This is a genomic window from Bradyrhizobium iriomotense, assembly GCF_018129405.1.
GTDB classification, from domain to species: domain Bacteria; phylum Pseudomonadota; class Alphaproteobacteria; order Rhizobiales; family Xanthobacteraceae; genus Bradyrhizobium; species Bradyrhizobium iriomotense_B.
On the sequence record NZ_JAFCLP010000006.1, the window covers coordinates 19,362 to 31,854 of the forward strand.

At 65.5% G+C, this 12,493-nt stretch carries 12 protein-coding genes; 7 read left to right on the forward strand and 5 right to left on the reverse strand.

Going from position 1 to position 12,493, the window contains the following annotated elements; translation table 11 throughout:
• The first annotated feature begins 83 nt into the window (after window positions 1-83).
• Entirely contained in the window at window positions 84-2,483 is a 2,400-nt protein-coding gene (locus JQ592_RS15175) for a bifunctional diguanylate cyclase/phosphodiesterase (protein WP_211403647.1), read from the forward strand.
• A 63-nt stretch (window positions 2,484-2,546) separates the two neighbouring features.
• On the opposite strand, the gene JQ592_RS15180 is transcribed toward JQ592_RS15175, so the two are convergent.
• Complete coding sequence (locus tag JQ592_RS15180) at window positions 2,547-2,981, reverse strand: hypothetical protein (RefSeq protein WP_211403648.1); 435 nt, start codon at window positions 2,979-2,981, stop codon at window positions 2,547-2,549.
• Between the two features lie 64 nt (window positions 2,982-3,045).
• Here JQ592_RS15180 and JQ592_RS15185 point away from each other — a divergent pair, with 64 nt between their 5' ends.
• Together JQ592_RS15185 and JQ592_RS15190 are read left to right on the forward strand one after the other, a co-directional pair.
• Window positions 3,046-3,627: a hypothetical protein gene (locus JQ592_RS15185; RefSeq protein WP_211403649.1), complete on the forward strand. Its 582-nt coding sequence runs from the start codon at window positions 3,046-3,048 to the stop codon at window positions 3,625-3,627.
• 62 nt (window positions 3,628-3,689) lie between these two features.
• Entirely contained in the window at window positions 3,690-4,289 is a 600-nt protein-coding gene (locus JQ592_RS15190) for a YdcF family protein (RefSeq protein WP_211403650.1), read from the forward strand.
• A 1-nt stretch (window position 4,290) separates the two neighbouring features.
• Here JQ592_RS15190 and JQ592_RS15195 read toward each other — a convergent pair whose 3' ends face one another.
• Window positions 4,291-5,634, reverse strand: a complete 1,344-nt coding sequence (locus JQ592_RS15195) for a PLP-dependent aminotransferase family protein (protein ID WP_211403651.1) — start codon at window positions 5,632-5,634, stop codon at window positions 4,291-4,293.
• Window positions 5,635-5,820: 186 nt separating this feature from the next.
• On the opposite strand from JQ592_RS15195, the gene JQ592_RS15200 reads away from it, so the two are divergent.
• Complete coding sequence (locus JQ592_RS15200) at window positions 5,821-6,057, forward strand: DUF1127 domain-containing protein (protein WP_211403652.1); 237 nt, start codon at window positions 5,821-5,823, stop codon at window positions 6,055-6,057.
• 13 nt (window positions 6,058-6,070) lie between these two features.
• Here JQ592_RS15200 and JQ592_RS15205 read toward each other — a convergent pair whose 3' ends face one another.
• The 3 genes from JQ592_RS15205 to JQ592_RS15215 all read right to left on the reverse strand — a co-directional run bounded on the left by JQ592_RS15205 (window position 6,071) and on the right by JQ592_RS15215 (window position 7,684).
• Window positions 6,071-6,529, reverse strand: coding sequence for a hypothetical protein (locus JQ592_RS15205; RefSeq protein WP_211403653.1), 459 nt, complete (start codon window positions 6,527-6,529; stop codon window positions 6,071-6,073).
• 15 nt (window positions 6,530-6,544) lie between these two features.
• On the reverse strand, window positions 6,545-6,970 hold the full coding sequence (locus tag JQ592_RS15210; protein WP_183240113.1) for a universal stress protein: 426 nt from the start codon (window positions 6,968-6,970) through the stop codon (window positions 6,545-6,547).
• A 177-nt stretch (window positions 6,971-7,147) separates the two neighbouring features.
• Window positions 7,148-7,684, reverse strand: coding sequence for a SixA phosphatase family protein (locus JQ592_RS15215; RefSeq protein ID WP_211403654.1), 537 nt, complete (start codon window positions 7,682-7,684; stop codon window positions 7,148-7,150).
• A gap of 195 nt (window positions 7,685-7,879) precedes the next feature.
• Between JQ592_RS15215 and JQ592_RS15220 the strand changes: the two genes are divergently transcribed.
• The 3 genes from JQ592_RS15220 to JQ592_RS15230 all read left to right on the forward strand — a co-directional run bounded on the left by JQ592_RS15220 (window position 7,880) and on the right by JQ592_RS15230 (window position 12,481).
• A complete protein-coding gene (locus JQ592_RS15220; protein ID WP_211403655.1) occupies window positions 7,880-9,349 on the forward strand; it encodes an NAD(P)/FAD-dependent oxidoreductase in 1,470 nt (489 codons plus the stop codon).
• An 87-nt stretch (window positions 9,350-9,436) separates the two neighbouring features.
• Window positions 9,437-9,949 carry a peptide-methionine (R)-S-oxide reductase MsrB gene (gene msrB / locus JQ592_RS15225; protein WP_026311967.1) on the forward strand — a complete coding sequence of 171 codons (513 nt, stop codon included), beginning with the start codon at window positions 9,437-9,439 and terminating at the stop codon, window positions 9,947-9,949.
• 270 nt (window positions 9,950-10,219) lie between these two features.
• Window positions 10,220-12,481, forward strand: a complete 2,262-nt coding sequence (locus tag JQ592_RS15230; protein ID WP_211403656.1) for a flagellar hook-basal body complex protein — start codon at window positions 10,220-10,222, stop codon at window positions 12,479-12,481.
• Window positions 12,482-12,493 lie beyond the last annotated feature (12 nt).

The following is a 12,493-nucleotide window of genomic DNA, read 5'->3' on the forward strand; positions in this document are numbered from 1 at the left end:
TTCACCATCCGGGGAAGCAGCACATAGCCGGTTACCGATCGTCCACCTCTGTCGGTTCAAGTGCGGGTCCATAGGGGCCCGCAATGTATCAAGTTCTTTACTGTCTCACGGAACAGCATGATTGGAGTCTGGTCGCGCTTGGCGGAGCGGTTTGCCTGCTCGCGAGTGCAGCAGCGATCAGCCTGTTTCACCGGGCGCGCGCGGCGCGGGGACCGGGGCGCCTCGCCTGGATCACCCTGGATGCTGCCGTCAGCGGATGCGGCGTCTGGGCGACGCATTTCATCGCGATGCTTGCCTACGGCCCGGGTGATGCCGGCGCCTACAACATCCCGGTCACGATTGTTTCGTTGATCCTTGCGATCTCCGTGACCTTCGTGGGGTTGAGCATCGCGGTATCGTCCTCGCGCGCGGCCTGGGTCATCGTCGGCGGCGCCATCGTCGGGGGCGGTGTCGCGGCGATGCATTACACCGGCATGGCGGCGCTGGAGATGCCGGCTCGCGTGGACTGGATCGGAAGCACGGTTGCCGTCTCGGTGCTGCTCGGAATTGTCTTTGCTGCACTCGCGCTGTTCGTCGCCGCGCGACGCGACGATCTCTCCCATGCGCTGAGTGCGACCGCCTTGCTGACGCTCGCCATCGTCGCACATCATTTCACGGCGATGGGTGCCGTGCTGCTGACGCCGGACCCGACGCTCGCGATCAGCGGGCTCGCCGTTCCGCCTGCCTCGATGTCCTTCCTCACCGCCAGCGCCGCAGTTGCGATCATCGCGATTGCGCTCGTTGCCGCGCTGCTCGATCGCCGCGCCAAGGGCGAACTCGGACGCCAGCAACTGGTGCTGGATTCCGCGCTCGAGAACATGTCGCAGGGGCTGTGCATGTTCGACGCGGACGGCAAGATCATCCTGTTCAACGAGCGCTACGCGGCGATGTTTCGCCGCACCGACATCGCACTCGTCGGCCGCCTGCTGGTCGACGTGCTCAGGGAAGAGCAGGCCAAGGGCCAGTGGCAGGGCGACGCCAATGAATTCTTCGCGCGCCTCGTCGCCGACGCGCGCGAGGGCCGCACCACGACCGACGTCGTCAACCGGTTCGGCCGTTCCATCCGCGTCGTCAACCAGCCGATGCAGGGGGGCGGCTGGGTCGCGACCTTCGAGGACATCACCGAATGGCTGGAGGCGCAGGCCAAGATCTCGCACATGGCACGCCATGACGCGCTGACCGGCCTGCCGAACCGCGTGCTGTTCCATGAGCAGCTCGAGCAGGGGCTGAACCGGGCGAAGTCGGGTGACCAGCTCGCGGTGCTCTGTCTCGATCTCGATAACTTCAAGGACATCAACGACTCGCTCGGCCATCCCATCGGCGATGCACTGCTCAAGGAGGTCGGCCGCAGGCTGAAGGCCGCCGTCGGCGAGCACGACACCGTGGCGCGGCTCGGTGGCGACGAATTCGCCGTGGTCCAGATCGGACGGTCGGAGGAAGCCGCTGCGAGGTCGCTTGCCGGCCGCATCGTCGAGGTGATCTCGGCGCCTTACGAGATCGACGACCATCAGATCGTCATCGGTGTATCGATCGGCATCTCGCTGTCGCCGCAGGACGGCAGCAATCCGGACGAGCTGCTCAAGAACGCCGATCTTGCGCTCTACCGCGCCAAGGCGGACGGCCGCGGCACCTATCGTTTCTTTGAGACCGGCATGGATGCGCGCGCGCAGGCGCGGCGCCTCTTGGAAATGGATCTGCGCGCAGCGCTGCAACGCGACGAATTCCAGCCGTACTACCAGCCGATCCGCGACGTCGCCAGCGGCCGGGTCGTCGCCTTCGAGGCGCTGTTGCGCTGGAACCACCCGCAGCGCGGCCTGATCGCCCCCATCAGCTTCATTCCGCTGGCCGAGGAAACCGGGCTCATCGTTCAGCTCGGCGAATTCGTGCTGCGCTCCGCCTGCACCGACGCCGCCAGCTGGCCCGACGATATCGACGTCGCCGTCAACCTGTCGCCGGTGCAGTTCAAGAGCCCGAACCTGATCGCATCCGTGACCGCGGCGCTGGCCGCTTCGGGACTTCAGGCGCGCCGCCTCGAGCTCGAGATCACCGAATCCGTGCTGCTCCAGAACAGCGAGGCGACGCTGACGACGCTGCACGAGCTGCGCGCCATGGGCGTGCGGATCTCGCTGGACGATTTCGGCACCGGCTACTCGTCGCTGAGCTATCTGCGCAGCTTCCCGTTCGACAAGATCAAGATCGACCGCTCCTTCGTGTCGGAGCTTGCGACGCGCGAGGATTCCATGGCGATCATCCGCGCCGTGACCGGCCTCGGCCGCAGCCTCGGCATCGTCACCACGGCGGAAGGCGTCGAGAACGACGCGCAGCTCGAGCTGCTCCGGCGCGAGGGCTGCACCCAGGCGCAGGGTTATCTGTTCAGCAAGCCGCGGCCTGCCTCGGAAGTGGCGATGATGCTGGAACGGCCGCGGCTGCGCGCCTCGGCCTAGAGGACGCTATTGTTTGAGCATGATCTAATCGGAAAACCGCTTTGCACTTTTCCGGATCATGCTCTAGCCGCGGCGCAGCGCGAAATGCGCGCCACAGAACGCCATCACGGCGCCGAGGCACAATGCGGCAAGTCCGGCCAGCACGCCCGAGACGGTCGGGATCGGGCTCGGCGCCGAGGCCACTTGGCCGGCACCCGCGAGCAAGAGCACGCCGACCGCGATCAGGAATTGCCGCATGCGCTGCGGGATCTGGCCGGAGACGGCGCTCTGCATCAGGGTCGCCGTGAAATAGCCGCCGGAGAAGCCGACGGTTGCGATCAGCCACCACGCGATCGCAGCGCCCGCCGGAATGAACTCATGCGTGTCGGGGCGCCAGAGGCCGCCAAGGTCGAGACCGTAGCGCGCGCCCAGCATGTGCACCGCGAGCGCGAGCAGCACGCCGGAGATCATTGCGGCGCCGAGAATCAGGCGACGCGGAAAAAATGTCGTCTCAGCCATGTCTCGCTTGTAGGATGGGCGAGGGCGATCGCGCAAGCACATCGCGGACGGGATTGAATTCGAGATGCAGGTTTCCGGAGCCGAGGCGGCCACGAGCTACGCCTACAAGGCGTCGCTGATCGGTTCGGCGCATCGCTTCGAGCTGACGGAGGAGGGGTTGTCCTGGCATATCGCCGGCCGTTCGGGCCTGTGGCGCTATGATGAGATCTCGGCGATCCGGCTGTCGTTCCGCCCGGTGTCGATGCAGCAGCACCGCTTTCGCGCCGATGTCAGCCACAATGGCGGCGGCCGCATCGCGATCCTGTCGACGAGCTGGCAGACCGCGGCCCTGATGGCGCCGCAGGACAACGGTTTTCGCGATTTTCTGATCGAGCTGCATGCGCGGATGGCGAAAGCGGGCAGCCGCGCCGAATTGACCGCAGGACTCGGCCGCAAGACCTATGCGGCGGTGCTGGCGTTCCTGGCGTTGCTCGCCGTTGCGATGGCCGGGCTGTTGATCCGCGCCCTCATGACCGGCGAATTCGCCGGTGTGCTGTTCATCCTCGGCTTCGCCGCGCTGTTCGCCTGGCAGGTCGGCGGCTTCGTGCGGCGCAACCAGCCGCAGAGCTACAGTTTCGATCGTGTGCCGAAGGCCCTGCTGCCTTAGGTGCAATCGGCCGCAATCAAACGTGACTTCGCGTCCCTGCGCCGGCGTCGCATCTTGTGGTCATGCCAGTCATGGACCGCAGCACCCGTCGGCCAACGGCAGATGAGATCGCCAGAATCAACCGCACGCATCTGATTGAGACGCCGCTCCAGCCAGCCGACCTGTTGTTCATGTTCGGCACCCGTGAAGACGTTGGCTTGCGCGCCGACACCGCCGCAAGGCTGTGGCGTGAAGGCCTGTTCCGCTGGTCGATTGTCAGCGGCGGTGTCACGCCAGGCTCTGAGCAATCCGAGTGCAACATCATCAAGGCCGCGATGGTCGCGGCGGGCGTTCCGGCGGACCTTATCCTCGAGGAGCACCGCGCGATGAACACCGGCGAGAACGTGATCTTCTCGCTGCCGATCATCGATGCGGCGCTTGGACTGAAGAACATCCGCAGTGTGATCTGCCTCGGCAACACCTGGACCGCGCGGCGTTACCCGATGACGCTGCAGCGGCACTGGCCAGAGGTCGAGAAGATGCTGCTCACTGTCGACAGCTTCGCGACGCCGCGTGCGCTCTGGCATACCGATGCCGAATTTCGCCGCCGCATGCTGCACGAATGGGACAAGATCGAGCCTTACAAGGCGAGGGGCTTTATCGCGGACTGGCCGGAGGTCTGAGCTACTCCGTCGAGTCGAAATCCTCTTCCTTGGTGCCGAGCAGCGACACGATCGTGCGCAGGCCGGAATCGAGTTGCTCCGGGGTGGGCGGAGCGAGCGCGAGCCGCACTGCGTTCGGTGCATGTCCATGCGCGATCGCGAAGGTCGAGGATGGCGTCAGCGCGATGCCGCGCCTTGCTGCTGCGGCGACGAAAGTCTGCGAGCGCCAGTGCGGCGGCAGCGTCAGCCAGAGATGATAGGAGCGTGGGTCGGCGGCGAGCTGGTAGCCGGCGAGCAACCTTGCCGCGGTCTGCTGCCGGCGCGCGGCATCGATGCGTTTCAGGCGCGTCAGCTCGGCGACGGTGCCGTCGGCCATCAGCCGCTGCCCGGCCGCGAGCGCGTGGCCCGAGGCGATCCAGCCGCCGGTCCGGACCGCGCTCATCACGCTTTCGCGCAAGTGAGGCGGCGCGACCAGGATGCCGAGTGCGAGCCCCGGCGCGACCTTCTTGGACAGGCTGTCGAGCACGATGCAGTGGTCCGGCCCAAGCGCCGCCAGCGGCGTGTCGTCGGCGAGGAAGCCGTAGACGGTGTCCTCGATGATGGTGAGATCGAGCTTCTCGGCAACGCGCATGATGTCGGCGCGCCGCGTCGCGTTCATGGTGACGCCGAGCGGATTCTGGATGATAGGCTGCAGATACAGCGCCGACAGATGCGCCTCGCGATGCGCCTTCTGGATCGCGTCGGGGCGCGCGCCGAATTCGTCCATCGGTATAGGCACCAGCGTCACGCCTAGCCGCGCGGCGATGCTCTTGACGTAAGGATAGGTCAGCGCCTCGACGCCGCAGCGGCCGCCGGTCGGCACGAGCGCGGCGAGCGCGGCCGCCAGCGATTGCTTGCCGTTAGCGGTGAAGACGATCTGCTCGGCCTGCGGCGTGAAATCTTTGCGCGCGAGATAGGCGGCGGCAGCAACGCGCGCGCTCTTGGTGCCGGTGCTGGTCGAGACGCGCAGCGCGGATTCGAGCGCGTCGACGCGCTCGAGCCCCGCGAGGCTCTTGGCGATCATCGCCCATTGCTGCGGCAATAACGGATAATTGACCTCGAAATTGATCCGCGCGTCGGCCGGCTCGCTGATCGTCTCGACTTCACGCCTGACGTCGCCGGAGATGAAAGTGCCGCGGCCGACCTCGCCGACCACGAGGCCGCGGCGGAGCAATTCCGTGTAAACCCGGCTCGCGGTGGAGACCGCAATGCCGCGATCATAGGCAAAATTGCGCTGCGGCGGCAGCCGGTCGCCGGGTCTTAACGTGCCGTTAGAGATATCCGCGGCAATGGCATCGGCAAGCTTCACGTACTCGAACTTGGACATTATTGCACCGAGAGCAATGTTTTACTTGCTCCGAGAAGTGTACTGGAGCATTTAAGTTCCATCAAGTTCCGCGATTGAGCCGAGGGGAGCGAGAGCAATCCGACGGCAAATGAGGTGCAGGCGCTGACAGCGTCCGCGCCAACGGCACCTGCTTCGCCGCGCGGAACAGCACGCCGGAGAAGAAGAATGACCACGATCTCGCAAACTGCCGGGCGGAGTTTACGCCCATCCTCGTCGAGCGGATTTTTTGCAACGCTCGTCACCGCCGTCTATGCGCTGTTCGACAGCCTGGAGCGCCGCTCCGCCGTCAAGACCCTGAACGAGCTCGACGACCGCGCCCTGCGCGACATCGGAATCAATCGCAGCCAGATCGAGGACGCCGTCTACGGGCAGTTCAAGACCGAGCTGTCGCGGTATCTGTGAGCGGCCGCGGGGATCAGGCGATCGCGACCTGATCCCACGCTCCGTCATATGCTCGATCGTCTTCAGTTCTGCTCGACTTGCGGTGAGGCCTCGAGGCGCTGCGTTCGCGCCGATGTCGCAGGTCCAGCCGCTGCGCATGGGCGGCGACGCTGCCCGCGAACGTGACGATACGTGCCGCCGCCTGTTTGACGACGAACAGGATCGTCGCGACGCGGCTCAGCAAGCCGAGCAGGATCAGCACCGAGAAGATGTCGATGTAGGCGAGGAAGTCGCCGACCAGGATCAGCTCCGGCGGAATCGGGATTCTGTGGTAGTAGGCGAGTACGATGATCGCGACGGGGATGAGTGCGATCACCTTCCGCACCGTCAGCCTGTCCAGCAGCGCGGCCAGTTGTACGACCAGCACCTCCCATAGCGCATCGCCGATCGCGAGCGGGACCTCGTAAGTCCATCTCCGCCACCATTGCTTCACGACATTGCTCCGAGTTCAGTGCCTGACCACCAGCACGGAGCACTTGGCATAGCGCACGACGTGCCCGGCATTCGAGCCGAGGAAATAGGTGCGCATCGCCGGCCGATGCGAGGTCATGACGATCAGGTCGGCCTTCATGTGCACGGCTTCTTCCAGGATCTCGTGGTAGATGCCGCCCTGGCGCACCACGCTGGAGATGCGGGAAGCATCTATGCCGGATTCGCGCGCGACGATGGCGAGGGCTTCCTCCGAGGTCTGGCGCTGCTGTTCGTCGAAATCGGCCGGCACGTATTCGGCCAGCATGACCGGGGTCATCGGCAGCACGTTGAGCAGGCGTACCGTGCCGCTCCAGGTCTGCGACAGCGTTGCTGCGGTCGCGATCGCCGGCTTGGCGAGGTCGGTGTCGGCGAGGTCGATGGGCACGAGGATGGACTTGAACATCTGCGCCTCCAGTCTTCCAGTCAGGAAGTCTAGAGCCATTTCCGTTCCGATGGAATCGGAACGGAGCTCCAGCTTCTTGTTTGGACGCGTTTTCTTGACGCGAACCGGTGTCCACTTCGCTCGAAAACGCTCATGTGACCAAGCTGGATCGACCGGTCGAGACGGCGCCCGCGCGTCTCAGGCCGATCGAAGCAGCTTGGGGCTGACGAACAGCACCAGCTTGCCGCGGCGGTAGGCCACGTCCCCCCAATCCTTGACGTCAAAGTCGAAGATCGCAAGCCCCGCGGTGGGCAGGTTGTGGGCGAGCGCCTTGGCGCCGGCGTGATCGCCGCCGCCGATCAGCATCAGGGCGATCTCATGCATGCCGGGATTATGGCCGACCAGCAGCAACCGCTTCGGATCGGCGGGAATCGTTGCAGTGCGAATGGATTCCAGGATCTGCGCGGGATCGGCGCCGTAGAGTTCGGGCAGGACCTCGACCTGCGGCGCCCGGACGCGGTCCTTCATCGTCGTCCAGGCGATGTCCCAGGTCTGCCGTGCCCGGACGGCATGCGACACCAGCACGGTATCGGGGAAGGGCGGATGGCTGGCGATCCAGTCGCCCATCCGCGCGGCATCCTTGTGGCCGCGGTCGTCGAGCCGGCGGTCCTGGTCACGGCCGCTTGGCGCGTCAGTCTCTGTCTTGGCGTGACGCAGCAGCATCAAACGGCGCATGGCATTCTCGAATCGTTCCACGTTGAGGATAATCTACAGGCGCCGGTTGAGGACAAGGTGACAGGCGCCTAGTTGGTCCTTTAAAGCGCGATGAGATTTGGACAAACCCTCATCGCGCTTCAAAAATTTGTTTTGAGCATGATCTTTTCGGAAAACCGCTGCACACTTTTCCGGATCATGCTCTAAGAAAACGACATGAGCGAGACTTTCACAAGCGTGTCCCAGGAAGAAGCCGGCTTTCGCGACCGCGCGCGGCTGTCGTTCGATCTCGACGCCGACATCTGCGTGATCGGAGCCGGGCTTGCGGGGCTCTCCATCGCGCTGGAGGCGGCCCGGCTCGGGGCCAGCGTCGCAGTGCTCGAGGGCCGCCATATCGGCTGGAACGCCTCCGGCAACCAGCTCGGCACCGTGATGCCGGGCTTTGCGCTGCCGCTCGCTGACCTGATCGAGCGCATCGGTTTCGAGGACGCGCGCGAATTGTGGGCGCTGTCGAAGGAGGGGGCCGAATTCGTCCGCGCCAACGCCACCGAGGAGAACATGCCGGGGATCGCTCCCAGCGACGGCGTGCTGGAGGTCTCCAACGTCGATGCCGGCGACCGGCTGATCAGCCGGCTGCAGATGCTGAACGAGGATTTCGACACCGAGGTCGGGGGCTGGCAGGTCGATCGCGTCCGCGAGGCGCTGAAGACAGATCGTTACTTCCACGGTGTCTACTATCCCCGAGCGTTCCAGGTCGACGGCCGCAAATACGTGCACGGCCTTGCGGCGCTGGCGCGGCGGGCAGGCGCCCGCATCTTCGAGGACACGCCGGTCGTCAGCATCGATCATTCCGGCATCCGCAAGCGCATCGTCACGCCCTCGGCCCGGCTGCGCGCCACTCACATCGTGCTTGCCGGCAACATCCATCTCGGCGCGCCCTTGCGGCGCCTGTCGGAGACGCTGCTGCCGGTCTGGCGTTATGCCGGCATCACCGCGCCGCTCGGCGAGCGCGTGCACGAGATCATCGCCTTCAAGGGATCGGTGATGGATTCCGACGGCGTCGACCAATTTCGCATCGTCGATGGCGACCGCCTGATGTGGGAGAGCCCGGAGACCACCTGGGCCGCGCGACCGCAGCGTTTTGCAGGCAGCGTCAGTCGACGCATCCGCACGATCTTCCCCCAGCTTGGCAACGTCGAGATCAGCGAGACGTTTGGCGGCGCCACCGGCCACACCGTGCACGGCATGCCGCAGATCGGCCAGTTGCGCAAAGGCCTGTGGGTGGCGAGCGGGTTCGGCCGCCAGGGCATGAACACCTCGGCCATGGCCGGGCAGTTGATCGCGCGCAGCATCCTGTGGGGCGATGACCGCTGGAAGCTGTTCTCGCCGTTCGAGCTGGTCTGGGCCGGTGGGGCGACCGGCCGCGTTGCCGGCCAATTGGTCGGCATCTGGGGCAGGGCGAGTTCGGCCGCAGCGGGCTCGCTGGCCCGGTACCGCGAACGTGCCAGGGTCAAGGACCGGGAACGCGAGGCCCGTCTCGCCGAGGCCAACCGCGCCGCCGGCACCGGTCCGCGCCGTCCGCCGCCGGGTGTGCGGCCGCAGCCGGCGCCTGCACCGGAACATGCCGACCGAAGCGTGAAACAGGCTGCGGAACCTGCCTCCCAGGACGCCAGCGTCCCGCAATAAGCCCGAGAAAAATTCCGCCCGGAAGTGTAACGTCGGCCGTTAGAGCCCGTATCTCAGGGCGTGGACTTCCCGCGCACGGAGAATGAGATGTTTGACCGCCGCATCCTGCTAACGACCGTCGCCGGCCTGTTCGGCCTTTCGGCCTTCCGCTGGCTGAGAGGATCACCTGCCGAGGCTGGCGAGAAGGCCGCGGAAACGTTCGAGATCACGAAGACGGAGGCCGAGTGGCGTGCCCAGCTCACGCCGCAGCAATATGAGATCCTGCGCAATCACGGCACCGAGCGGCCGGGCTCGAGCCCGCTGTTGAAGGAGCATCGCAAAGGCATCTTCGCCTGCGCCGGCTGCGACCTGCCGCTGTTCGCGTCCGAGACCAAGTTCGAGAGCGGCACGGGCTGGCCGAGCTTCTACCAGCCGATCGAGGGCAATGTCGGCAAGACCGAGGACCGCACCTACGGCATGGTGCGTACCGAAGTGCACTGCCGGCGCTGCGGCGGCCATCTCGGCCACGTCTTCGATGACGGTCCAAAGCCGACCGGATTGCGCTACTGCATCGATGGTTTTGGGCTGGTCTTCCACCCCGCGGCAGCGTCGGCAACGTAGTGAGTTGAGGTGTCATTCCGGAGCGATGCGTGAGCATCGAATCCGGAATCTCGAGGTTCCGGGTTCGATGCTTCGCATCGCCCCGGAACGACGATGCGCCCCGGCAATTGTTGCCGGCCCGGCAATTGTGCCCCGGTCATCCGACCGGGATCTGTCTGTTTAAGTCATTGATTTCCTGAAGATACCCGCATTGGCATAGCCCTTGCGACTGTCTCCCCCGACCGCGGCCATGGTCGACCGGCCGCCGAGATCGGATTTGGAGACAAAGTTATGGGTATCTTCGATGCAATGAACACCTCGGTGGGTGGCCTGCAGGCGCAGTCCTACGCGCTGCAGAACATTTCCGGCAACATCGCGAACTCATCCACCACCGGTTACAAGGGCATCGGCACCAGCTTCGTCGATCTCATTCCCGACGCCTCGGTCCCGAGCAAGCAGGTCGCGGGCGGCGTGACGGCCAACGCCAAGGCCACCATCACCACGCAGGGCACGATCTCGTCCTCCACCGTCGCCACCAACATGGCGATCACCGGCGACGGCTTCTTCTCGATCCAGAAGGCGACCGGCGTCGTCGACAACGTCCCGGTGTTCAGCGGCGTCACCTACTACACCCGCCGCGGCGACTTCCAGCTCAATGCCAACGGCAACCTGGTCAACGGCGCCGGCTACTATCTGATGGGCGTCACGGTCGACCCCAAGACCGGCAACCCGACCGGCAATGTGTCGTCCGTCCTGAAATTCCAGAACAACTTCATCCCGGCACAGGCGACGACCTCGATCCAGTACGCAGCGAACCTACCGAGCCAGCCGAACACGGCGGCGAGCTCGACCGCGGCGAGCAAGACGCTGCTGGCGGCCGGCGGCCTGAACCCGTCCGATTTCGCCGCCAACCCGCTGCCGGTTGGCACACCGCCTGCGCCCTATACCAATGCGACGGTCTCCGGCGCAGCCGCCACCGGCAACATCCGCTCGGCCTATTCGTCGACGACAGGGACGGGCACGGTTGCGCTTCAAAACAACTCGTCCGCGGTGGCTTCGACCACCACGTCCCTTGACAACACCGTTGGCACCCATCTCGCCTCCAGCATCCTCACGGCCCTGAGCGGCCAGACGCTGACCATCAACGGCAACACGATCACCTTCAACGCCGGCACCACGGTGTCGACCGTCGGCAACAACACCACGATCGGACTTGGCGCGGGCACGACAGCCACGGTGGCCGACATCCTGAATGGGATCCAGACCGCCGGTGGTGCCGGTGTCACGGCCTCGCTCAACGCCAGCGGCAATATCGTGATCTCAACCGGCACCGGCACCGACGTGGCGATCGGCAGCGGCACGGCAGCGACGGCCCTCGGCATCAGCAGCGTGACGCGCGGCGGCAACGTGCTATCCTCGCCCGCCATCACCGGCGCCACGGTGCTGAGCGGCACCGCGACCGCCGGCGGCGCCGAGGTGCTTTCGTCGGGCTTTTCGGCAGGCCCGCCCGCCGACACGATCACCGTGAACGGTCAGACGCTCACCTTCGTCGCTTCGGGTGCTTCGGGTCCGAACCAGATCAACGTCACCGACAACATCACGACACTGCTCGGCAAGATCGACGCGCTCGCCGGTGCGTCGGGATCGTCGGTCAGCAGCAGCGGCGTGATCACGCTCAACACCGGCACCGCTTCCAACCTGCAGGTGTCGAGCTCCAACAGCGCGGCGTTCGCCGCGCTCGGCTTCACCTCGACCGTCAACAAGAACCGCGACGGTGGCGGCACCGCGGGCACCGGCGGCGTGATCGGCAACGACATCGCGACCTTCACCAAGGAATCGATCAGCGGCGGTGCGGTGACCGCCTACAACGCCGCCGGCACGCCGGTGAACCTGCAATTGCGCTGGGCCAAGACCGACAGTGCCTCTCTGGGCACGGGGCATAGCGATAGCTGGAATCTGTTCTACCAGACCGACCCGAACGCGACCGGCACGACGGTCGGCTGGGTCAACACCGGACAGACCTTCACCTTTGCCGCCGACGGCTCGCTGACCTCGCCGAGCGGCTCGGGCATCACCATCAACAACGTCAGCGTCAGCGGCCAGTCGCTCGGCTCGGTCGCCTTCAACATCTCCTCGGGCGGGCTGACGCAATACGCCAGCACCAGCGGCGCGGTGACCATCAACACCATCACCCAGAACGGCTACGCCGCCGGTCAGCTCCGCTCGGTCTCCGTCAACAACAACGGCCTCGTGGTCGGCACCTTCTCCAACGGCCAGAACCTCGATCTCGCGCAGGTCTCGTTGTCGCACTTCAACGGCACCAACTACCTGAAGGCCCTCGACGGCGGCGCTTACGCTGCGACCGAACAGTCGGGACCGGCGATCGACGGCGCTTCGGGCACCATCAGCGGCTCGTCGCTGGAAGGCTCCAACACCGACATCGCCGACGAGTTCACCAAGCTGATCGTGACCCAGCAGGCCTATTCGGCCAACACCAAGGTGATCACGACCGCGAATTCGATGGTGCAGGACCTCCTGAACGTGTTGCGCTGATCGGCGCGTGAC

Bases quoted from the DNA above. Each gene is read 5' to 3' on its own strand.
- JQ592_RS15175 (WP_211403647.1), top strand. From the start codon at position 84: ATGTATCAAGTTCTTTACTGTCTCACGGAACAGCATGATTGGAGTCTG.
- JQ592_RS15180 (WP_211403648.1), bottom strand. From the start codon at position 2,981: ATGGCTGAGACGACATTTTTTCCGCGTCGCCTGATTCTCGGCGCCGCA.
- JQ592_RS15185 (WP_211403649.1), top strand. From the start codon at position 3,046: ATGCAGGTTTCCGGAGCCGAGGCGGCCACGAGCTACGCCTACAAGGCG.
- JQ592_RS15190 (WP_211403650.1), top strand. From the start codon at position 3,690: ATGCCAGTCATGGACCGCAGCACCCGTCGGCCAACGGCAGATGAGATC.
- JQ592_RS15195 (WP_211403651.1), bottom strand. From the start codon at position 5,634: ATGTCCAAGTTCGAGTACGTGAAGCTTGCCGATGCCATTGCCGCGGAT.
- JQ592_RS15200 (WP_211403652.1), top strand. From the start codon at position 5,821: ATGACCACGATCTCGCAAACTGCCGGGCGGAGTTTACGCCCATCCTCG.
- JQ592_RS15210 (WP_183240113.1), bottom strand. From the start codon at position 6,970: ATGTTCAAGTCCATCCTCGTGCCCATCGACCTCGCCGACACCGACCTC.
- JQ592_RS15215 (WP_211403654.1), bottom strand. From the start codon at position 7,684: ATGCGCCGTTTGATGCTGCTGCGTCACGCCAAGACAGAGACTGACGCG.
- JQ592_RS15220 (WP_211403655.1), top strand. From the start codon at position 7,880: ATGAGCGAGACTTTCACAAGCGTGTCCCAGGAAGAAGCCGGCTTTCGC.
- msrB (WP_026311967.1), top strand. From the start codon at position 9,437: ATGTTTGACCGCCGCATCCTGCTAACGACCGTCGCCGGCCTGTTCGGC.
- JQ592_RS15230 (WP_211403656.1), top strand. From the start codon at position 10,220: ATGGGTATCTTCGATGCAATGAACACCTCGGTGGGTGGCCTGCAGGCG.